Source organism: Streptomyces sp. NPDC034037 (genome assembly GCF_055575715.1).
Map to the genome: position 1 here is coordinate 362,896 of NZ_JBVISC010000008.1, position 19,647 is coordinate 382,542.

At 72.2% G+C, this 19,647-nt stretch carries 15 protein-coding genes; 6 read left to right on the forward strand and 9 right to left on the reverse strand.

The annotated features are described in order from the left end of the window. Positions 1–28 precede the first annotated feature (28 nt). A complete protein-coding gene (gene lysS, locus ACZ516_RS27995; protein WP_361082681.1) occupies positions 29–1,807 on the reverse strand; it encodes a lysine--tRNA ligase in 1,779 nt (592 codons plus the stop codon). 146 nt (positions 1,808–1,953) lie between these two features. Between lysS and argS the strand changes: the two genes are divergently transcribed. After that, a complete protein-coding gene (argS, locus tag ACZ516_RS28000) occupies positions 1,954–3,714 on the forward strand; it encodes an arginine--tRNA ligase (RefSeq protein WP_469012129.1) in 1,761 nt (586 codons plus the stop codon). 85 nt (positions 3,715–3,799) lie between these two features. Here the strand turns inward: argS and ACZ516_RS28005 are convergent, their stop codons facing one another. Next, on the reverse strand, positions 3,800–5,008 hold the full coding sequence (locus ACZ516_RS28005; RefSeq protein ID WP_361082677.1) for an aminotransferase-like domain-containing protein: 1,209 nt from the start codon (positions 5,006–5,008) through the stop codon (positions 3,800–3,802). A 104-nt stretch (positions 5,009–5,112) separates the two neighbouring features. Further along, positions 5,113–6,471 (reverse strand): helix-turn-helix domain-containing protein, encoded by a 1,359-nt coding sequence (locus tag ACZ516_RS28010; RefSeq protein WP_469012131.1) that lies wholly within the window; start codon positions 6,469–6,471, stop codon positions 5,113–5,115. 317 nt (positions 6,472–6,788) lie between these two features. On the opposite strand from ACZ516_RS28010, the gene ACZ516_RS28015 reads away from it, so the two are divergent. Next, complete coding sequence (locus tag ACZ516_RS28015) at positions 6,789–7,697, forward strand: NAD(P)-dependent oxidoreductase (protein WP_469012134.1); 909 nt, start codon at positions 6,789–6,791, stop codon at positions 7,695–7,697. 186 nt (positions 7,698–7,883) lie between these two features. Further along, a complete protein-coding gene (gene istB, locus ACZ516_RS28020; protein WP_467465340.1) occupies positions 7,884–9,107 on the forward strand; it encodes an IS21-like element helper ATPase IstB in 1,224 nt (407 codons plus the stop codon). On the opposite strand, the gene hemB is transcribed toward istB, so the two are convergent. From hemB to ACZ516_RS28050, 6 genes are all read right to left on the reverse strand, one after another. Next, a complete protein-coding gene (gene hemB / locus ACZ516_RS28025) occupies positions 9,070–10,059 on the reverse strand; it encodes a porphobilinogen synthase (protein WP_361082669.1) in 990 nt (329 codons plus the stop codon). The genes istB and hemB overlap by 38 nt on opposite strands. Positions 10,060–10,121: 62 nt before the next feature. Beyond that, positions 10,122–11,780, reverse strand: coding sequence for a bifunctional uroporphyrinogen-III C-methyltransferase/uroporphyrinogen-III synthase (locus tag ACZ516_RS28030; protein ID WP_358580998.1), 1,659 nt, complete (start codon positions 11,778–11,780; stop codon positions 10,122–10,124). Beyond that, positions 11,777–12,772 carry a hydroxymethylbilane synthase gene (gene hemC, locus ACZ516_RS28035; protein WP_361082667.1) on the reverse strand — a complete coding sequence of 332 codons (996 nt, stop codon included), beginning with the start codon at positions 12,770–12,772 and terminating at the stop codon, positions 11,777–11,779. Before hemC ends, ACZ516_RS28030 begins: the two co-directional genes overlap by 4 nt. Beyond that, entirely contained in the window at positions 12,769–14,499 is a 1,731-nt protein-coding gene (locus tag ACZ516_RS28040; protein WP_469012137.1) for a glutamyl-tRNA reductase, read from the reverse strand. The genes hemC and ACZ516_RS28040 overlap by 4 nt, the downstream gene beginning before the upstream one ends. Beyond that, complete coding sequence (locus ACZ516_RS28045) at positions 14,496–15,251, reverse strand: redox-sensing transcriptional repressor Rex (RefSeq protein WP_358590024.1); 756 nt, start codon at positions 15,249–15,251, stop codon at positions 14,496–14,498. The genes ACZ516_RS28040 and ACZ516_RS28045 overlap by 4 nt, the downstream gene beginning before the upstream one ends. A gap of 307 nt (positions 15,252–15,558) precedes the next feature. Continuing rightward, the gene (locus ACZ516_RS28050; RefSeq protein WP_361082663.1) at positions 15,559–15,837 is read right to left on the reverse strand and encodes a glutaredoxin family protein; all 279 of its coding nucleotides are present in this window, start codon (positions 15,835–15,837) and stop codon (positions 15,559–15,561) included. 137 nt (positions 15,838–15,974) lie between these two features. Here ACZ516_RS28050 and ACZ516_RS28055 point away from each other — a divergent pair, with 137 nt between their 5' ends. The 3 genes from ACZ516_RS28055 to ACZ516_RS28065 all read left to right on the forward strand — a co-directional run bounded on the left by ACZ516_RS28055 (position 15,975) and on the right by ACZ516_RS28065 (position 19,575). Then, on the forward strand, positions 15,975–16,916 hold the full coding sequence (locus ACZ516_RS28055; protein ID WP_358590020.1) for an HAD family hydrolase: 942 nt from the start codon (positions 15,975–15,977) through the stop codon (positions 16,914–16,916). A 341-nt stretch (positions 16,917–17,257) separates the two neighbouring features. Next, complete coding sequence (locus ACZ516_RS28060; RefSeq protein WP_358590018.1) at positions 17,258–18,052, forward strand: ECF subfamily RNA polymerase sigma factor, BldN family; 795 nt, start codon at positions 17,258–17,260, stop codon at positions 18,050–18,052. A gap of 257 nt (positions 18,053–18,309) precedes the next feature. After that, positions 18,310–19,575, forward strand: a complete 1,266-nt coding sequence (locus ACZ516_RS28065; protein WP_469012141.1) for a DUF5667 domain-containing protein — start codon at positions 18,310–18,312, stop codon at positions 19,573–19,575. Positions 19,576–19,647: the final 72 nt, after the last annotated feature.

Consider the following 19,647-nt stretch of genomic DNA (forward strand, 5'->3'; position numbering starts at 1 on the left):
TCCCCGCCCGCCCCGCCGGCGCCGAGCGCTACGCGCCGAGCAGCTTGCGCACCCGGTCCGCGCCCACGGCGAGCAGCAGCGTGGGCAGCCGCGGCCCGGTCTCCCGGGTCACGAGGAGCCGGTACAGCAGCGCGAAGAACGTCCGCTGCGCCACCTTGATCTCCGGCGGCAGCTCCTTGGCCGTCGCGTCCGCCGAGAACCCGGCCCGCACCTTCGGCACGCCGTACACGAGGTGCGTGAGGCCGTCCAGGGACCAGTGCGAGTCCAGGCCCTCCAGGAGCAGCCGCAGCGACTCGCGGCCCTCGTCGTCCAGGGACGCCAGCAGCTCGGTGTCGGGCTCGGAGCGCACGACGGTGCGGGCGTCGGCCGGGACCTGCGTGGTGATCCAGTTCTCGGCGCGGTCCAGGCGCGGCCGGACCTCCTCCAGGGAGGTCAGCGGCGTCGAGGGGTCGAGGTCGCTCAGGATGCGCAGCGTCTGGTCCTCGGCGCCGGCGGTGATGTCGGCGACGGAGGCCAGCGTGCGGTACGGCAGCGGCCGCGGGGTGCGCGGCAGCTCGCCCGCGGCGGTGCGCACCGCGCGGGAGTGCGCGGCGGCGTCGGCGGGCAGCGCGGAGCCGTCGGCGACCTTGGCCTCCAGCTTGTCCCACTCGTCGTAGAGCCGCTGGATCTCCTGGTCGAAGGCGATCTTGAAGGACTGGTTGGGCCTGCGGCGGGCGTAGAGCCAGCGCAGCAGCGGCGCCTCCATGATCTTCAGCGCGTCGGCCGGGGTCGGCACGCCGCCCTTGGAGGAGGACATCTTCGCCATGCCGCTGATGCCCACGAAGGCGTACATCGGGCCGATCGGCTGCACGCCGTCGAAGATCTGCCGCACGATCTGCCCGCCGACGACGAACGACGACCCGGGCGAGGAGTGGTCCACACCGCTCGGCTCGAAGACGACGCCCTCGTACGCCCAGCGCATGGGCCAGTCGACCTTCCAGACCAGCTTGCCGCGGTTGAACTCGCTGAGCAGGACGCTCTCGCCGAAGCCGCACGCCGTGCAGGTGTAGACCAGCTCGGTGGACTCGTCGTCGTAGGAGACGACGGTCGTCAGGTCCTTCTCACACTTCCCGCAGTAGGGCTTGTACGGGTAGTAGCCGCCGGTGCCGCCGCTGCCGTCGTCCTCGCTCGCCGCGCCGGAGCCCTCGGCGGCCTCCAGCTCGGCCTCGTCCACGGGCTTCTGCTGCTTGCCCTTGCCGGCCTTGGCGGGGTCCTTCTTGGTGCGGTACTGGTCGAGGATCGCGTCGATGTCGCCGCGGTGCCGCATGGCGTGCAGGATCTGCTCGCGGTAGGCGCCCGAGGTGTACTGCTCGGTCTGGCTGATCCCGTCGTACTCGACGCCCAGCTCGGTGAGCGCCTCGGCCATGGCGGCCTTGAAGTGCTCGGCCCAGTTCGGGTACGCGGACCCGGCGGGGGCGGGCACCGACGTCAGGGGCTTGCCGATGTGCTCGGCCCAGGACTCGTCGACGCCGGGGACGCCGGCCGGCACCTTGCGGTAACGGTCGTAGTCGTCCCAGGAGATCAGGTGGCGGACCTGGTACCCACGCCGGCGGATCTCGTCGGCGACCAGGTGCGGGGTCATGACCTCGCGGAGGTTGCCGAGGTGGATCGGGCCGGAGGGGGAGAGACCGGAGGCGACGACGACCACCGGCGCGGCGGCGCCATCGTCTTTCGCGCCCGGGGCACGACGCTCCGACTCGGCGATGACCTCGTCCGCGTAGCGGGAGACCCAGTCGGTGGAATCAGTGCTCTGAGCCACGATCGGCACGCCTTTCTTCTTCTACGTGAGTACCGCTTGACGCAGCCATTCTCCCAGGTCGTTCCCGGAGGGCGAAAACCGCTTTTCACCGCGTGGGATACTCGGCTCTCACAGCTTGAGCACACCCAGACACCCGAGCAGAACGGCACCCATTCATGGCCTCGGTCACGTCCCTCACCGCCTCCGTCCACCAGCGCCTCGCGGACGCCCTGACGGCAGCCCTGCCGGAAGCGGGCGCCGCGGATCCGCTGCTGCGACGCAGCGACAGGGCGGACTTCCAGGCCAACGGCATCCTGGCGCTCGCCAAGAAGCTCAAGGGCAATCCCCGGGAGCTGGCCACGCGGGTCGTCGCCGGGATCGACAGCGGCGAGCTGCTCGCCGACATCGAGGTCTCGGGCCCCGGCTTCCTGAACGTGACGGTCACCGACAAGGCGATCATGGACACCCTCGCGGCCCGTGCCGCCGACGGCGAGCGGCTCGGCGTGCCGCTGAACCCGCACGCGGGCACCACCGTGATCGACTACGCCCAGCCGAACGTGGCCAAGGAGATGCACGTCGGCCACCTGCGGTCCGCCGTCATCGGCGACGCGCTGCGCCACATGCTGGACTTCACGGGCGAGAAGACGATCGGCCGCCACCACATCGGCGACTGGGGCACCCAGTTCGGCATGCTCATCCAGTACCTGGTGGAGAACCCCGACCGGCTCGCCCCGGCCGCCGACGTCGACGGCGAGCAGGCGATGAGCAACCTCAACCGGGTCTACAAGGCCTCGCGCGCCGTCTTCGACGCGGACGAGGACTTCAAGGACCGGGCCCGCAAGCGGGTCGTCGCCCTCCAGTCGGGCGACAAGGAGACGCTGGAGATGTGGCAGCGCTTCGTGGACGAGTCGAAGGTCTACTTCTACTCGGTCTTCGAGAAGCTGGACATGGAGGTCCGCGACGAGGAGATCGTCGGCGAGTCGGCGTACAACGACATGATGGCCGAGACGGCGCGGCTCCTGGAGGAGGCGGGCGTCGCGGTGCGCTCCGAGGGCGCGCTCGTCGTGTTCTTCGACGACATCAAGGGCAAGGACGACAAGCCGGTCCCGCTGATCGTGCAGAAGGCGGACGGCGGCTTCGGGTACGCGGCCTCCGACCTCTCGGCGATCCGCGACCGCGTCCTCGGCCTGCACGCCACCACCCTGCTGTACGTGGTGGACGTGCGGCAGTCGCTGCACTTCAAGATGGTCTTCGAGGCGGCCCGCCGCATGGGCTGGCTGAACGACCAGGTCACGGCCCACAACATGGGCTACGGCACGGTGCTCGGCGCGGACGGCAAGCCGTTCAAGACGCGTGAGGGCGAGACCGTACGGCTGCAGGACCTGCTGGACGAGGCGGTGCAGCGCGCGGCGGAGGTCGTGCGCGAGAAGGCGCGCGACCTCACCGAGGAGGAGATCCAGGAGCGGGCGTTCCAGGTCGGCATCGGCGCGGTGAAGTACGCGGACCTGTCGACGTCGGCGAACCGCGACTACAAGTTCGACCTCGACCAGATGGTGTCCCTGCACGGCGACACGTCCGTCTACCTCCAGTACGCGTACGCCCGGATCCAGTCGATCCTGCGCAAGGCGGGCGCGGGGACGGGCCCGGCGGCCCACCCCGAGCTGGCGCTGGACCCGGCGGAGCGGGCGCTGGGCCTGCACCTGGACGCGTTCGGCGACACGCTCGCGGAGGCCGCCGCCGAGTACGCCCCGCACAAGCTGGCCGCCTACCTCTACCAGCTGGCGTCGCTGTACACCTCGTTCTACGACAAGTGCCCGGTCCTCAAGGCGGACAGCCCGGCGCAGGTGGAGAACCGCCTGTTCCTGTGCGACATCACGGCCCGCACCCTGCACCAGGGCATGGCCCTGCTGGGCATCAGGACCCCCGAGCGCCTCTGAAGGCGCCGAGTGGGGCGCCCCGCGAGGGGCGCCCCCATGAGGGGCGCGGGGAACTGCGCGACCAGCCCCACCGGACCCGCAGATCTCACCCCCCGAACGCACGCCGCAGCCGACGCAACCCCTCGGCGATCTCCTCGACGCCTTGCGTCACAAAGCACAGCCGCACCGTGGAGACGTCCGGCGCCCCCGCGAAGAACGGCGCCCCCGGCACGTACGCCACGTCGTGCGCGACGACATCCCGCAGCAGCGCCCCCGTGTCGTACCCCTCGGGCAGCTTCGCCCAGACGAACATGCCGCCCTCGGGCCGGAGCCAGCCGGACCCCTCGGGCAGCGCGTCCGCGAGGCCCGAAAGCATCGCGTCCCGCCGCTCCCGGTAGACCCCCGCGACCTTGGCCACGTGCGCGTCCAGGTCCGAGTCCGCCAAGTACCGTGCCGCGGCGAGCTGGTTGACGGTCGGCGTGTGCAGGTCCGCCGCCTGCTTGACCACCGCGCAGGCCCGCAGCAGCGCCCGCGGGGCCCGGAGCCACCCGAGCCGCAGGCCGGGGGCCATGACCTTGGAGAAGCTGCCGAGCAGGACGGTGCGGCCCTCGGCCCCCGGGTACGTGGCGATCCACGGCACCCGCTCGCCCTCGAACCGCAGCTCCCCGTACGGGTCGTCCTCCACGATCCACAGCCCGCGCCGCTCGGCGACCTCGGCCACCGCGGCGCGCCGCGCGGCGGGCAGGGTGCGTCCGGTCGGGTTCTGGAAGGTGGGCACGGTGTAGAGCAGCTTCGGCCGGTGCAGGGCGACGAGTTCGTCCAGGGCGGCGGGGTCCATGCCCAGCTCGTCGCCGGGCACCGGCACCACGCGCGCGCCCGCGAAGGCGAAGGCCTGGAGCGCCGCCAGATAGCAGGGGTTCTCGACCAGGATCGTGTCGCCCGGCTCGATCAGCGCGGTCGCGAGCAGCGAGAGCGCCTGCTGGGAGCCGGTGGTGACCAGCACGTCGTCGGCGTCGGTCGCGAGGCCGCGCGCCGCGGTGCGCGCGGCGACGGCGGCCCGCAGCGCGGGCTCGCCCTCGGTCGTGGAGTACTGCAGCGCGCGCTCGGGCACCTCCGCGAGGACCGCGCGGAAGGCGGCCGCTATGCCCTCGGCGTCGAAGAGGCCGGGGGCGGGCAGGCCGCCCGCGAAGTTGATGACCTCGGGCCGCGCGGTGACGGCGAGGATGTCGCGTACCGGCGAGCCCCCGACCGCGGCGGCGCGCGCGGCGAGCGGCGGCATGGGGGCGGCGGCGGGGGCGTGCTCGGCGACGGTCACGGCGGTGACTCCTTCGGATCGGACGACTCTGCCCGCACCCTAAGCACGTCCGTGCTGCCTACACCCGCCGTTCCGGGATACGGACGGCACCTCTCCGCAAGGGCTCAACCGGGCTGACGGCCCCACTTCGTGCTGCCGAGCGGCCAGCCGTACGTGGTGCGCCCCTCCCGGCCGCTGGTGCGGAACGGCCTGCCCTGGTCGTCGACGCGGAGCGTGCCGTGCCGCTTGCCGCTCGACCACCGCAGCTCCAGGTACCACCGCACGTCGTGCGCCTTGGTGGCGGCCTTGATGTAGAAGACCTCGGGGTCGTTCTCGCTGACCTTGTACGGGAAGTCGCGCTGGCCCGCCCGGGGCTCGGTGCGCGGCGCCGCGTCGTCGAGGTCGACGCCGAAGGACTTGGTGGAGACGTTGCCGCCGCAGCCGGTCTCCATCGCGTAGTCGTTCCAGGCCAGCGGCGCGCTGGTGCTCTGCACGCGTACGTCCATGTCCTGGAGTACGACGGTCTCCTCGCCGGCGCCCTGGACGGTGACCTCGATGAACTGCTCGCCCGAGGAGACGGCGCCGAGGTCGGCGACCCAGGCGGGCGCGTCCTGTTCGGGGGGCGGCTGCGGCACCTCGCCGGGCTTGCGGTCGACCAGGAAGTGCTGGGTGCAGGCGTCCTCGTAGACGTACGGCTTGGTGCGTGCCGTCAGGGGTTCGTCGAGGTCGGTGTTCTGCGTGCCACCGGCGGACGAGGTGTGGTCGCGGCCGGCCCCGCCCTCCCGCGAGGCGTCCGGCTTCGGGCCGTCCCGGCCTTCCTTGCGCGAGGGCGGCGCGGAGGGCTTGTCCTTGTCCACCTCGCCCCGGTCCTCGCGCTCCTCGCCCTTGGCGTCCCCCGCCCGGGGCAAGGTGCTCGCGGGGGCGGTGGCTCCCTCGGCGCGCCGGTGGCCGCCGTCGTCGTCGGCGCTCAGGGCGAGGGCGGCGGAGCCGATCCCCACGACGGCGGCGACGGCGGCGGCGGCCATGGCGGCCATGCGCCGCCTCCCCCCTCCGACGGGCTGGTCCGAAACGCCGGGCGCGGCAGCGGACTCGGCTTCGGGCGTCCCGGGTTCAGCGGCGGGGCGGGCCTCGGACGCCGGCTCGGGGGCGGCGGGTTCCGACTCGGGGGCGGGGGCAGCGTCGGGCTCATCCTGCGGCGCGGACACGGAAGGGGGCACGGCCGCCGCACCCCCTCGCGGCCCCGCCTTCTGACCGCGCGCGGCATCCGCCAGGATCCACCGCCGGTGCACCTCCACCAGTTCCTCGGGCGAGGCCTTGCAGAGCCGGGCGAACCGCTCCACCGGGGCGTAGTCCACCGGCACCGCGTCGCCGTTGCAGTACCGGTGCAGGGTCGACGTACTCATGTGGAGCCGCTTGGCCAGCACCCCGTAGCTGAACCCCGACCGCTCCTTGAGCTCCCGCAGCAGCTCCGCGAGCGAATCCATCCCCGTCCTCCCCCATTCCGGTACCGCGTGCCGGGGTTGCGCCTCTGGCGACCGGGACGCACCACCGCACAAGCTGTGGCCATCCAAGCACGCCGCCCGCGACAGCCGCCGCGCCGCCCGCTCCCCCGCCCGGACAACGCCGAGGATCAGCCATGTCCCGTGCCGCACGGGCCCGTTGCCTTTCGGCGCCCGCACCGGCGCCGCCACCGGCTCACTGACCTTTTGGTGAGTACCGCACCAATTAGTCGGTACTTGTCCTCTCCGCAGGGCCCCACCAGGATCGGAGACATCCCCGGACCACCTCTGAAGGAGCCCCCGTGTCCCGCAGCACCGCACGTCCCGCGCCCGTGACCGTCCTCGGCCTCGGCCTGATGGGCGGCGCGCTCGCCTCCGCCCTGCTCGAGGCGGGCCACCGCACGACCGTCTGGAACCGCACCACCGCCAAGACGGAACCCCTGGCCGCCCAGGGCGCCCTCCCGGCCCACACGGCGGCCGAGGCCGTCCGCGCCGCCCCTCTCGTCCTCGTCTGCCTCACCACCAACTCCGCCGTACGCGGCCTGCTGGAGGACACGGCGGAGGCCCTGGCCGGGCGGACCGTCGTCAACCTCACCAACGGAACCCCGGCCCAGGCACGGGAGTTGGCCGACTGGTCCGCCGAGCGCGGCATCACCTACCTCGACGGCGGCATCATGGCCGTCCCCCAGATGATCGCCACCCCCGGCGCGTACATCCTCTACAGCGGCGCCGACGAAGAGGCGTACGAGACGCACCGCCCCACGCTGGCGGCGCTCGCCGGGACCCGATGGGTCGGCAAGGACCCCGGCGGCGCCGCCCTGTACGACCTGTCGCTGCTCACCGGCATGTACGGCATGGTGATGGGCGTCGTGCAGGCCTACGCCCTGATCGGCAGCGCGGGCGTGCCGGCCCGCGAGTTCGCGCCACTGCTCAGGGACTGGATCGCCGCGATGACGGACGGCCTGGTGCCCGGCATGGCCGAGGCACTGGACTCCGGGCGGCACCGCACGGACGTGTCGTCGCTCGCGGTCAACCAGGCGGCGCTCCCCAACTTCCTGACGGCCTTCGCACAACAGGGCCTGCGCGGCGACCTGTTCGAGCCGCTCCAGTCCCTCCTCGACCGCGCGATCGACGAGGGGCACGCGGCCGACGGCCTCTCCCGCCTCGTCACTCTGATCGGAAAGGACCAGAGCCCGGCGGCGAAGGACTGAGAAGTACGGCACGCGGACGGAAGACGACGGAAGGCAAAGAAAGGCGAAAGAAAGACCTGTCCGACTGGATGTCTATTCACCCCAACGGGTGGCCGGAATTCAGCTGATCGGCGGCGGTCCACAAGAATGACGGGCCTCACGGCCGTTGGAGGTCTCGTGTCCCGCTCCGTCCCGCCCCCGTCGAACATGACCACCCTGGGGTGCGCGCTCTTCGCGACCCGTTGGCTCCAAGCACCTCTGTACTTCGGCCTGGTGGCCGCGCAGGGCGTGTACGTCTACAAGTTCTTCAACGAGCTGTGGCACCTCATCCACCACGTCATCAGCGGCCACGCGGACGAGACGCACGTCATGCTCGCGGTGCTCAAGCTCGTCGACGTGGTGATGATCGCCAACCTGCTGATCATGGTGATCGTCGGGGGCTACGAGACGTTCGTGTCGCGGATCGGCCTCCAGGGCCACCGGGACCAGCCCGAATGGCTCTCGCACGTCAACTCCAACGTGCTGAAGGTCAAGCTGGCCACCGCCATCGTCGGCATCTCGTCGGTCCATCTGCTCCAGATGTTCGTCGACGTGCACCACACGCCCCGGCACGACCTGATGTGGGGGACGGTCATCCACATGGCGTTCATCGCCTCCGCCGCCATCCTCGCCTACATGTCCGGGCCCATGGCGGCGCACGAGGCCAAGGCGCGCACCGCGAAGGCGGAGCCCCGGGCGGTCGACATCCCCGCACAGCGGGAGCACGGGGCAAGGGACGCGGCGGAGCCGGGGACCGGCGCCGAACAGCGCGTCGCGGCCGCCGGGTTCCCCTCGCGCAAGCTCCTGGAGATGTTCGACGAGGGCCGGCTGCGGGCGCCCGACCCGCAGGTGATCACCCGGCTGGGGAAGGTCGACTTCGTCACCCGCAAGGCGAACGTCGTGCTGCTCGGCGGCCCCGGCACCGGCAAGACGCACCTGGCGGTGGCCCTCGGCGTACGGGCCTGCCAGGCCGGCCACCGGGTGCTGTTCGCGACCGCCGCCGAGTGGGGCGCCCGGCTCGCGGACGCCAGGGCCGCGGGGCGGCTGCGCGAGGAGCTGACCCGGCTCGACGCGTACCCGGTGCTCGTCGTGGACGAGGTGGGCTATGTGCCCCTCGACCCGGAGGCCGCCCGCCTCCTCTTCCAGCTCGTCTCGCACCGCTACGAACGGGGCTCGCTGATCGTCACCGGCAACCGGCCGCTGAGCCGCTGGGACGAGGCGTTCGGCGACGGCGCGACGGCCTCCGCGACGGTGGACCGCCTGGCCCACCACGCGGACGTCATCACCCTGGAGGCCGACAGCTACCGCACCCGCCACCTGGACGACGCCCCGGCCGCCGGCGGCGGGGGCTGCGCTACAGCCGCCGCGCCACCTCGGTGGCCCAGTACGTGAGGATCATGTCCGCGCCCGCGCGCTTGATCCCCGTCAAAGACTCCATGATCGCCTTGTCGCGGTCGATCCAGCCCCGCTCGGCGGCGGCCTCGATCATCGCGTACTCGCCGCTGATCTGGTACGCCGCCACCGGCACGTCCGCCGACTCGGCGACCTTCGCCAGGATGTCGAGGTAGGGACCGGCCGGCTTGACCATCACCATGTCGGCGCCCTCCTCCAGGTCCAGCGCCAACTCCCGCAGCGACTCCCGGATGTTGGCCGTGTCCTGCTGGTACGTCTTGCGGTCGCCCTTCAGGGACGAGCCGACCGCCTCGCGGAAGGGCCCGAAGAACGCCGAGGAGTACTTCACGGTGTACGCGAGGATCGACACGTCCTCGTGCCCGGCCTGGTCCAACGCGTCGCGGATGACGCCGACCTGACCGTCCATCATGCCGCTCGGGCCCACCACATGGGCGCCCGCGTCGGCCTGGACCTGCGCCATCTCTGCGTACCGCTCCAGGGTCGCGTCGTTGTCGACCCGGCCCTCGGCGTCCAGGACCCCGCAGTGCCCGTGGTCGGTGAACTCGTCCAGGCACAGGTCCGACATGACGATCAGCTCGTCACCGACCTCGGCGCGCACGTCCCGCAGCGCGAGCTGGAGGATGCCGTCGGGGTCGGTGCCCACCGTCCCGGCGGCGTCCTTCTTGGACTCCTCCGGGACCCCGAAGAGCATGATCCCGGAGACGCCGGCCTCCAGCGCCTCGACGGCGGCCTTCTTCAGGGTGTCGCGGGTGTGCTGGTAGACGCCGGGCATCGAGCCGATCGCCACCGGTTCGCCGATCCCCTCGCGCACGAACGCGGGCAGGATCAGATCGGCCGGGTGCAGCCGCGTCTCGGCGACCATGCGCCGCATGGCCGGCGTCGTCCGCAGCCGCCGCGGCCGCGTTCCGGGGAAAGATCCGTACTTCGTCACTGACGTCACCTGGATTCGTGCTGCTGCTGTGGGTGGGCGGGCACGATGGCCCGCCCACGAACCTACGGCGCGGTGCGTCGCCGGCGCGAACCGGGCCGTCGCTCACTCGGCCGCGTCACCGGGTCCCCGGCGTCCAGCGCCGCCGCCCGCCGCTGCGAACCGAAGTCGGCCAGCGCCTGCGCGAGCTTGTGGACCGACGGCTCGGGAGCCATCACGTCCACCCGCAGCCCGTGCTCCTCCGCGGTCTTCGCGGTGGCGGGGCCGATACAGGCGATGACGGTCACGTTGTGCGGCTTGCCGGCGATGCCAACGAGGTTGCGCACCGTGGAGGAGGACGTGAAGAGCACGGCGTCGAAGCCGCCGCCCTTGATGGCCTCCCGCGTCTCGGCCGGCGGCGGCGAGGCCCGCACGGTCCGGTAGGCCGTGACGTCGTCCACCTCCCAGCCCAGGTCGATCAGCCCGGCGACCAGCGTCTCCGTGGCGATGTCGGCCCGCGGCAGGAAGACGCGGTCGATCGGGTCGAAGACCGGGTCGTAGGGCGGCCAGTCCTCCAGGAGGCCCGCGGCCGACTGCTCACCGCTCGGCACCAGGTCGGGCTTGACGCCGAAGGCGATCAGCGCGGCGGCGGTCTGCTCGCCGACGGCCGCCACCTTGATCCCGGCGAAGGCGCGCGCGTCGAGCCCGTACTCCTCGAACTTCTCCCGCACCGCCTTGACGGCGTTGACGGACGTGAAGGCGATCCACTCGTAGCGCCCCGTGACCAGGCCCTTGACCGCGCGCTCCATCTGCTGGGGCGTGCGCGGCGGCTCCACCGCGATGGTCGGCACCTCGTGCGGCACCGCGCCGTAGGAGCGCAGCTGCTCGGAGAGCGAGGCCGCCTGCTCCTTCGTACGCGGCACCAGCACGCGCCAGCCGAACAGCGGCTTCGACTCGAACCACGACAGCTGCTCGCGCTGGGCGGCGGCCGAGCGCTCGCCGACGACGGCTATGACGGACCGGCCCCCGTCGGGCGAGGGCAGCACCTTGGCCTGCTTGAGGACCTGCGCGATGGTGCCGAGCGTCGCGTTCCAGGTGCGCTGGCGCGTCGTCGTGCCGCCGATGGTCACCGTCATCGGAGTGTCCGGCTTGCGGCCCGCGGCCACCAGCTCGCCCGCGGTGGCCGCGACGGAGTCGAGCGACGTGGAGACCACCGCGGTCGCGTCGGACGCGCCGACCTCGCTCCAGCAGCGCTCGGAGGCCGTACGGGCGTCGACGAAGCGCACGTCCGTGCCCTGCGCGTCCCGCAGCGGCACACCGGCGTACGCGGGCACACCGACCGCGGCCGCGATGCCCGGCACGACCTCGAAGGAGATGCCCTCGGCGGCGCAGGCGAGCATCTCCTCGGCCGCGTACGCGTCGAGGCCGGGGTCGCCGCTGACCGCGCGCACGACCCGCTTGCCGCCCCTCGCGGCCTCCATGACAAGATTGGCGGCGACTCGGATCGTCGCCGTGTCCGCGGTCGCTGACGTGTCGTCAGTCGCCGGTGGCAGGGGTGTGTCCACACCTCCCTTGGCATGCACACGGACGACGTCGAGCACATCCGGCTCGGCGATCAGCACATCCGCTCGGGCCAGCGCCTCGACGGCGCGCAGGGTCAGCAGTCCCGGATCTCCGGGTCCGGCACCGAGGAAGGTGACGTGCCCGTGGGCGGGAATGCCGGGAAGGTTCGAGGTGGGGCTCAAAGTGCTCGCTCCCCCATCAGACCGGCCGCGCCCTTGGCGAGCATCTCGACCGCGAGTTCACGGCCCAGCGCCATGGCTCGGGCCTCCGTCTCGGGCACGGGACCGGTGGTGGACAGCTGCACCAGCGTCGAGCCGTCGGTCGTACCGACGACACCGCGCAGGCGCATTTCCTTGACAATCTGTTCGTCGGCATGGGGGTCCCCCCGCTCGGGCGAAGCCGAGAGTGGGGGAAAGTCGGCCAGCGCACCCACAGGTGCGCTGCAACCGGCTTCCAGGGCGGCGAGCAGGGACCGCTCGGCCGTGACGGCGACCCGGGTGTGCGGGTCGTCGAGCTCGGCGAGCGCGGCGGCGAGTGACGCGTTGTCCGCGGCACACTCGATCGCCAGTGCCCCCTGGCCGGGGGCGGGCAGAACGGTGTCGACCGACAGGAAGTCGGTCACCTCGCCGGTCCGGCCGATGCGGCTCAGTCCGGCGGCGGCGAGCACGACGGCGTCGAGCTCCCCCTTGTGCACGTATCCGATGCGGGTGTCGATGTTCCCGCGGATCGGCACGGTCCGGACGCTCATCCCGTGGCTGCGCGCGTAGGCGTTCAGCTGCGCCATGCGGCGCGGCGAACCGGTGCCCACGCGGGCCCCCTCGGGCAGCTCGGCGAAGGTCAGCCCGTCGCGCGCGATCAGCACGTCCCGGCAGTCCTCGCGCTCCGGCACCGCGGCCAGCACGAGCCCCTCGGGCTGCGCGGTCGGCAGGTCCTTGAGCGAGTGCACGGCGAAGTCGACCTCGCCGCGCACCAGCGCCTCGCGCAGGGCGGTGACGAACACGCCGGTGCCGCCGATCTGCGCCAGGTGCTCGCGCGAGATGTCGCCGTACGTCGTGATCTCCACGAGCTCGACGGGACGGCCGGTCACCTGCCGCACCTTCTCGGCCACTTGGCCCGACTGGGCCATGGCCAGCTTGCTGCGCCTGGTCCCGAGCCTCAGAGCCCTCTCGGTCATGCCCGGCCTCTATTCGGGTCGTCGTTCTCGTTGTTCAAGTGGTCGGCGGACACCTGGTCGGCGCTCAGGTGGTCGGCCCTGCTGACCGCCGCGACCGTCTGCGGGTCGAGGTCGAAGAGGGTGCGCAGCGCGTCCGCGTACCCGGCGCCGCCGGGCTCGCCGGCCAGCTGCTTGACCCGCACCGTCGGCGCGTGCAGCAGCTTGTCCACGACGCGGCGCACGGTCTGCGTGATCTCCGCGCGTTGCTTGTCCGCGAGGCCCGGCAGCCGTCCGTCGAGCCGCGCGATCTCGCTCGCCACCACATCGGCGGCCATGGTGCGCAGGGCGACCACGGTCGGCGTGATGTGCGCGGCGCGCTGCGCGGCGCCGAAGGCGGCGACCTCGTCGGAGACGATGCCGCGCACCTGCTCGACGTCGGCGGCCATCGGCGCGTCGGCGGAGGCCTCCGCAAGCGACTCGATGTCGACGAGGCGCACGCCGGGGATCCGGTGCACGGCGGCGTCGATGTCCCGGGGCATGGCGAGGTCGAGCAGGGCGAGCACCGCCGGGCGGGCCGCGCCCGCCGACGACACGGGCCTGCGCCGCTCGGGCAGCCGCCCGAGAACGCTCGCCGCCGCGACCAGCGCGGCGATCGCCTCGGCCTCGGCGCGCGGGTCGCTCCTGTCCTCGCGCCGCTCGGCCGGGGCGTTGTCCACCCAGGCGGCGTGCTGCTCCAGGGACGCGGCGTCCATCCCGGCGACGGCGGCCTCACCGGCGACGGAGAAACCGCGCGGCACGGACAGGTCGACCGGGCAGCCCTCGTCGGCGACGGTCGGCTGCGCGAGGTGCCCGGCCGATCCGTGCCGCGCCTGCGCCGGTACGTCACCGGGCCGGCTGCCCGCGGGGACGCGCCCCTCGACGGCCGAGGCGACGACGTCCGCCGTCAGGACGAGGCCGGTGGCGCCGGTGCAGGAGACCGCCACATCGGCACGTGTCAGTTCGTGGGCCACCTGGTCCCAGGGCACGGCGCGGGCGCTCACGCCCGTACCGCCCTGCTCGGCCAGGATGGCGGCGAGCCGCTCGGCCCGCTCCGGGGTGCGGTTGGCGACGACGATCTCCTCGACCCCGGTGCGCGCGAGCGTCGCCGCGGCGAGCGAGGACATGGAGCCCGCGCCGATCACCAGGGCCCGCTTGCCCTTGGCCCAGGTCTCGACGGACGTACGCACGGCGAGCTGTTCGAGGCCGAAGGTGACGAGCGACTGCCCGGCCCGGTCGATGCCGGTCTCGGAGTGGGCCCGCTTGCCGACCCGGAGGGCCTGCTGGAACAGGTCGTTGAGGAGACGGCCCGCGGTGTGCAGCTCCTGCGCCCGCGCGAGGGCGTCCTTGATCTGCCCGAGGATCTGCCCCTCGCCGACCACCATCGAGTCGAGGCCGCAGGCCACCGAGAAGAGGTGGTGGACGGCACGGTCCTCGTAGTGGACGTACAGATAAGGGGTCAGCTCGTCCAGGCCCACGCCGCTGTGCTGCGCGAGCAGCGTCGACAGCTCGGCGACGCCCGCGTGGAACTTGTCGACGTCCGCGTACAGCTCGATGCGGTTGCACGTGGCGAGCACGGCGGCCTCGGCGGCGGGCTCGGCGGCCACCGCGTCGTGCAGCAGCTTGGCCTGCGCGTCGGCGGGCAGCGCGGCCCGCTCCAGGACGCTCACCGGGGCGCTGCGATGGCTCAGCCCTACGACCAGGAGACTCATGCCGGCATCACGGCGGGGACGTCCCCGTCGGGTCCCTTGCGGTGCGGCTTGGCGGCGACGGGCGGCACGACGCCGTCCGCGGCGGCCTCCTCACCGGCCTTGCGCTGCTCGTGGAAGGCGAGGATCTGCAGCTCGATGGAGAGGTCGACCTTGCGCACGTCGACACCGTCCGGCACGGAGAGCACGGTCGGCGCGAAGTTCAGGATGGAGGTCACGCCGGCGGCGACGAGCCGCTCGCAGACCTGCTGGGCGGCGCCGGCCGGGGTGGCGATGACACCGATCGAGACACCGTTGTCCTCGATGATCTTCTCGAGGTCGTCGGTGTGCTGCACGGGCATCCCGGCGACGGGCTTTCCGGCCATTGCCGGATCGGCGTCTATCAGGGCCGCGACGCGGAAACCGCGCGAGGCGAACCCGCCGTAGTTGGCCAGGGCGGCGCCGAGATTGCCGATGCCGACGATGACAACCGGCCAATCCTGCGTCAGGCCCAGCTCGCGGGAGATCTGGTACACGAGATACTCGACGTCGTACCCGACACCCCGCGTCCCGTAGGAACCGAGGTAGGAGAAGTCCTTGCGCAGCTTCGCGGAGTTGACTCCCGCGGCGGCCGCGAGCTCCTCGGAGGAGACCGTGGGCACCGAGCGCTCCGACAGCGCCGTGAGGGCTCGGAGGTACAGCGGAAGCCTGGCGACGGTGGCCTCGGGAATCCCTCGGCTGCGGGTCGCCGGTCGGTGAGTTCGGCCAGTTGCCACGGTGCTCCTGCGGGTAGAGCGGGGCTGCAGGCGGTCACACGTCCCCAGACCGCCCCGTCGAATGCAGGCTATGTCTTTGTGAACGCGTGCACAAAGATTGTGTCCGATTTGCCCGGCCAACGTGACCGGGGTCACGCGCCTCCGACGCGCCACCATGGAACCGAAGCGCAGGCGACATCGTTGCTCACTGGATGGGGGCAAAACCGCACACTCTCCCTCACGATCATCGCCCCCGAGACCAAAACCGCCCCAAAGCGTAAACGACTCAGTAGTCAGTTTGGACTACCCGGTCAGTAACTTCGGCCGGTCAGCCCGCCAGCTCGCGCCGCAGCCGGGCCTCGTCCACCCGCCAGAAGGTGTGCTGCTCCCCGTCCACCAGGACGACCGGGATCTGCTCCCAGTAGGCCCGGTGCAGCTCCTCGTCCCGCGTGATGTCCTTCTTCTCCCACGAGGCGCCCAGCTCCCGGCAGACCTTCTCGATCACCAGCTGTGCGTCATCACACAGATGGCAGCCCGGCTTCCCGATCAGGGTGACCGTGCGCTCCGCGGGCTTCTTCTTCTCCGTACGACGAAAAATCGGGCTCATGCCCCTCATTCTCGCCCCGCCGACGCGCCCGGCGTCCGCACCCGCCGCGCGCCCTTTCACGGCCCGGCCCCGAAGAGTTCACGGGCCCGCATCCCACCGGCTCCGGCAGCACCCGGCGAACTGGCTATGCTCACGGCATGGCCGCTCTCGGATGGCTCACCCCCCGTAGGCGCTCCGCCACGGCGCGGAGCGTGTTGGCAGGCGAGGCCTCGGCCGAGGCCGCCCGCAAGTCCTCCCAGGAGCTGGCAGAGCTCGCCGGGCGGAAACTGCCCGAGGGGCCGGGCGAGCCGGAATTCCCCGTCGTCGGCGACGTCGAGGCGGCCGCCTTCTTCGACCTCGACAACACCGTGATGCAGGGCGCCGCGATCTTCCACTTCGGCCGCGGCCTGTACAAGCGGAAGTTCTTCGAGCGCCAGGAGCTGTTCCGCTTCGCCTGGCAGCAGGCGTGGTTCAGGCTCGCGGGCGTCGAGGACCCCGAGCACATGCAGGACGCCCGCGACAGCGCCCTGTCCATCGTCAAGGGCCACCGCGTCGCCGAGCTGATGACCATCGGCGAGGAGATCTACGACGAGTACATGGCCGAGCGCATCTGGCCCGGCACCCGCGCCCTCGCCCAGGCCCACCTCGACGCCGGCCAGAAGGTCTGGCTCGTCACCGCGGCCCCGGTGGAGATCGCCACGGTCATCGCCCGCCGCCTCGGCCTGACCGGTGCCCTCGGCACCGTCGCCGAGTCCGTCGAGGGCGTCTACACCGGCAAGCTCGTCGGCGAGCCCCTGCACGGGCCCGCCAAGGCCGAGGCCGTGCGCGCCCTGGCCGCCGCCGAGGGCCTGGACCTGGCCCGATGCGCCGCGTACAGCGACTCGCACAACGACATCCCGATGCTCTCGCTCGTCGGGCACCCCTACGCGATCAACCCCGACGCCAAGCTGCGCAAGCACGCCCGCGAGCGGGACTGGCGGCTGCGCGACTACCGCACCGGCCGCAAGGCCGCGAAGGTCGGCATCCCCGCCGCGGCCGGGGTCGGCGCGCTCGCGGGCGGCACGGCCGCGGCGATCGCCCTGCACCGCCGCCGGCACTGACCGAGCGGCCCCCGCCCACCGGCAACAGCGCCGGTCACCAGCCATTCCCCGGTCCTACCCCGCCCCGCGCGCGGCCAGTCCCGGCGGTGGAACTCGGCCACAACACGCCCCGCGTCGTGACGGAATGTGAACTCTTTCGATCAACAACCGCTCACTCTCCGGCACTTGAACCGACTCCGTTCCGTCACAGAAGCGACGCAATCGGCGATTTTAGCAACTCGGTGTAGCGCTGCCTGTACAAAGCGTTATTCTCCTCAAACGCACGACGGACCCCTCGCGTCGCTACGACGAGTGAAAGGTTCCGTACTGCACGTGATGGAAGCTCTGCCTCTGGGAGTCCCGTGTACCCACACGTCGGGGTTGACGCCTCGGGCCTGGCTACGCTGCGCGCAACGGTCATCGACCGCTTGCGCGGCTTCGTCCCCACCGCGTACGCCGTCCCCGCCGTCCCCGCCCTCGCCGTCCCCGCACCCGCCGGGCCGTGCTATGCCCTGGCGGACGGCGGTGCGGCTGTCAACAGACGGGCCCGTTCCGGCGCCGCTGCCGCCACTTCGACCCCCACCCCCCGCCGTCCCGCCGCGGACAGCGACAGCGCGCGCATGATGGACCTCGTCGAGCGCGCCCAGGCCGGCGAGGCCGACGCCTTCGGCCGCCTCTACGACCAGTACAGCGACACGGTCTACCGCTACATCTACTACCGCGTGGGCGGCAAGGCGACCGCCGAGGACCTCACCAGTGAGACCTTTCTGCGCGCCCTGCGCCGGATCGGCACCTTCACCTGGCAGGGCCGCGACTTCGGCGCCTGGCTGGTCACGATCGCCCGCAATCTGGTCGCCGACCACTTCAAGTCGAGCCGTTTCCGTCTCGAAGTGACCACCGGCGAAATGCTCGACGCCAATGAGGTCGAGCGCAGCCCGGAGGACTCCGTCCTGGAGTCCCTGTCGAACGCGGCCCTGCTCGAAGCCGTCCGCCGCCTCAACCCCCAGCAGCAGGAGTGCGTGACCCTGCGGTTCCTCCAGGGCCTCTCCGTGGCCGAGACCGCACGCGTCATGGGCAAGAACGAGGGCGCGATCAAAACCCTGCAGTACCGCGCCGTCCGCACCCTCGCCCGCCTGCTCCCGGACGACGCGCGCTGACCTCAGCACGCGGTGTCACGCCCAACTCACCCTCCGTGGCGGCCAGATGGCCGCCACGGCCCTTCGTCGATTCTTCGCGGTCCGATCATCCTGACGTCCGTAACCCAAGTGCCGCGACGCTCGTTGTGCGGGATGCAGGCTCCCTGTGGTCGCCACCTGAACCGACACGATCACTCGATCGTGTGGAAGCGTTCAGGCCAAGCAACCCTCAGGACCCCCTGGGGAGTCGACCGTCATGACGAGAGGAGGTGCCGCCAGTGATCGCGAACGTATCGGCCCACCGGCGGGCGAACGCCTTCGCCCAGGCCCTGGAGGAGCATTCCGACCAGGACCCGGCGGCCGAGCAGTCCGAGGACTCCGCGTCCGCAGCCGCGCCCGCGACCGCATGCGCCAAGTCCCCCGAAACCACCGCGGCCCGCGCCGATCCCCCCGAGCAGGGCCGCATGCTGGCCCTGGCCGAGGGGCTCGACGCGTTGCCCAAACCCGCCCTCGACCCCGAGGTCAAGGTCGTCCAGCGTGCCCAGCTCGTGGCCGCGATGGAGGCCATGCTCCTCGAGGGCACCGCCAGTGCCGCGGTGCCCGAACAGCGCTCCCGCAAGGGCGCCCACCGGGCGGGGCCGCTGCACAAGCTGCGGCCCCGCTCCCGCCTGTCGAAGGGCCTCGCGGCGGGCGGCCTGACCGTCGGTGTCGCGGCGGGCGCCTTCGGCGGGGTCGCCGCCGCCAGCTCGGACGCCCTCCCGGGCGACTCGCTCTACGGTCTCAAGCGCGGGATGGAAGATCTCAAGCTGGGCATGGCCGACGGCGACACCGACCGCGGCGAGCTCTACCTCGACCAGGCCTCCACCCGGTTGAACGAAGCGCGAAGACTCATGGAGCGCGGCCGCTCCGGCACCCTCGACCACGAGTCGCTCGGAGAGATCAGGCGTGCTCTCTCCGGCATGCGGCACGACGCGTCCGAGGGTCACCGGCTGCTCCTGGAGGCATACGAGCGCGACGGCTCGCTCGGTCCTCTCCAGGCGCTCTCCGCGTTCTCCCGCTCTCACCGCGAGAGCTGGAGCGACCTCCAGAACCGGCTGCCGGTCCAACTGGGGGACGTGGGCGCGCAGGTGGACTCCGTCTTCGACGCCATGGACGAGGAGGTCGAGCCGTTGCGGGGCCTGCTGCCCCGCAAGCCCGAGAACGGCGGCGCGACCGACCGGGCCCCGCAGAGCCCCCGTGGCTCCCAGGGCACGGACGGGCGCTCCTCCACCCCCTCGGGCGGCGCCAGCGAGCGGAAGAACGGCGACACGGGCGGCGAGCGCAAGCCCGGACCCGCCACTCCGCGCAGCCCGGGGGACGACGTCCTCGGCGGCAGCGTGGGCGACCTGCTCGATCCGCCTGCCGACAAGACGACACCGGCCCCGTCGGACGGCAGGAGCAAGCCCGGCAAGGACCGCCCCTCGGCCAAGCCGGACATCACCCTGCCCCCGCTCCTGCCCGGCCTGCTCCCGGAGCTGGGCATCGAAGGGGAGGACGCCAAGTAGCCCTCCGCGGTACGCCTTCGGGGGCGCCCTCCACACGGGGAGCGCCCCCGAGGCGCACGCGCGCGCCCGGCG

Bases quoted from the DNA above. Each gene is read 5' to 3' on its own strand.
- ACZ516_RS28010 (WP_469012131.1), bottom strand. From the start codon at position 6,471: ATGGATTCGCTCGCGGAGCTGCTGCGGGAGCTCAAGGAGCGGTCGGGG.
- ACZ516_RS28040 (WP_469012137.1), bottom strand. From the start codon at position 14,499: ATGAGTCTCCTGGTCGTAGGGCTGAGCCATCGCAGCGCCCCGGTGAGC.
- ACZ516_RS28055 (WP_358590020.1), top strand. From the start codon at position 15,975: ATGGCCGCTCTCGGATGGCTCACCCCCCGTAGGCGCTCCGCCACGGCG.
- hemC (WP_361082667.1), bottom strand. From the start codon at position 12,772: ATGACCGAGAGGGCTCTGAGGCTCGGGACCAGGCGCAGCAAGCTGGCC.
- argS (WP_469012129.1), top strand. From the start codon at position 1,954: ATGGCCTCGGTCACGTCCCTCACCGCCTCCGTCCACCAGCGCCTCGCG.
- istB (WP_467465340.1), top strand. From the start codon at position 7,884: ATGACCACCCTGGGGTGCGCGCTCTTCGCGACCCGTTGGCTCCAAGCA.
- ACZ516_RS28050 (WP_361082663.1), bottom strand. From the start codon at position 15,837: ATGAGCCCGATTTTTCGTCGTACGGAGAAGAAGAAGCCCGCGGAGCGC.